This window comes from Massilia sp. (assembly GCF_032106685.1).
GTDB lineage: Bacteria > Pseudomonadota > Gammaproteobacteria > Burkholderiales > Burkholderiaceae_D > Telluria.
In genome coordinates, this window is sequence record NZ_DAMCPG010000110.1 from 1 (window position 1) to 1,114 (window position 1,114).

Here is a 1,114-nt window from a genome sequence, read left to right on the forward strand (position 1 = left end):
GTGACGTCGATCACCGCCAGGTCGGTATAGATGCGGTTCACGCAGGCCACGCCGGTGAGCGGATAGCTGCATTCGCGCACGATCTTGCTTTCCCCGGTCTTGGTCTGGTGGTCCATCATCACGAACACCTGCTTGGCGCCGATGGCGAGATCCATGGCGCCGCCCACGGCCGGAATCGCGTCCGGCGCGCCGGTGTGCCAGTTGGCCAGGTCCCCTTTTTCCGAGACCTGGAAGGCGCCCAGCACGCAGATGTCGAGGTGGCCGCCGCGCATCATGGCGAAGGAATCGCCGTGGTGGAAGTAGCTGCCGCCGGTGAGCAGGGTCACCGGCTGCTTGCCGGCGTTGATCAGGTCCTCGTCTTCCTCGCCGGGCGCGGGCGCCGGCCCCATGCCGAGCAGGCCGTTCTCGCTGTGGAGGAAGACTTCGCGGTCGCTCGGCAGGTAGTTGGCGACCTTGGTCGGCAGGCCGATGCCGAGGTTCACGTAGGCCCCTTCGTGGATGTCCTGGGCCACGCGCGCGGCGATCTGGTCGCGGGTATAACGGGTTTGAATGCTCATGCTGCCTCCTTCACGACGCGCTGGACGAAGATGCCCGGGGTGACGATCACCTCGGGATCGAGCTCGCCCAGCGGCACGATCTCGCCCACCTGGGCGATGGTGACCTTGGCGGCCATCGCCATGATCGGGCCGAAGTTGCGTGCGGTCTTGCGGTACACCAGGTTGCCCCAGCGGTCGCCCTGGTGCGCCTTGATGAGGGCAAAGTCGGCGTGGATCGGGGATTCGAGCACGTAGTGACGGCCGTCGATCAGGCGGGTTTCCTTGCCCTCGGCCAGCAGGGTGCCGTAGCCGGTCGGGGTGAAGAAGCCGCCGATGCCGGCGCCGGCGGCGCGGATGCGTTCGGCCAGGTTGCCCTGCGGGGTCAGTTCGAGCTCGATCTCGCCGGCCCGGTAGAGCGCGTCGAAATGGTGCGAGTCGGCCTGGCGCGGGAAGGAGCAGATGATCTTGCGTACCCGCTTGGCCGCCAGCAGCGCGGCCAGGCCGGTGTCGCCGTTGCCGGCGTTGTTGTTGACGATGGTGAGCTCACGCGCGCCTTGCGCGATGAGGGCATCGATCAG

The 1,114-nt window shown here is 67.4% G+C and carries 2 protein-coding genes; both read right to left on the reverse strand.

The window, feature by feature from the left end; all coding sequences use genetic code 11:
* Window positions 1-557: 3-oxoacid CoA-transferase subunit B (locus RT688_RS23800; RefSeq protein WP_313707286.1), on the reverse strand; the 557-nt coding region annotated here is incomplete at its 3' end.
* A partial coding sequence (locus RT688_RS23805) for a 3-oxoacid CoA-transferase subunit A (protein ID WP_313707287.1) occupies window positions 554-1,114 on the reverse strand: 561 nt, incomplete at its 5' end. The genes RT688_RS23800 and RT688_RS23805, both read right to left, overlap by 4 nt.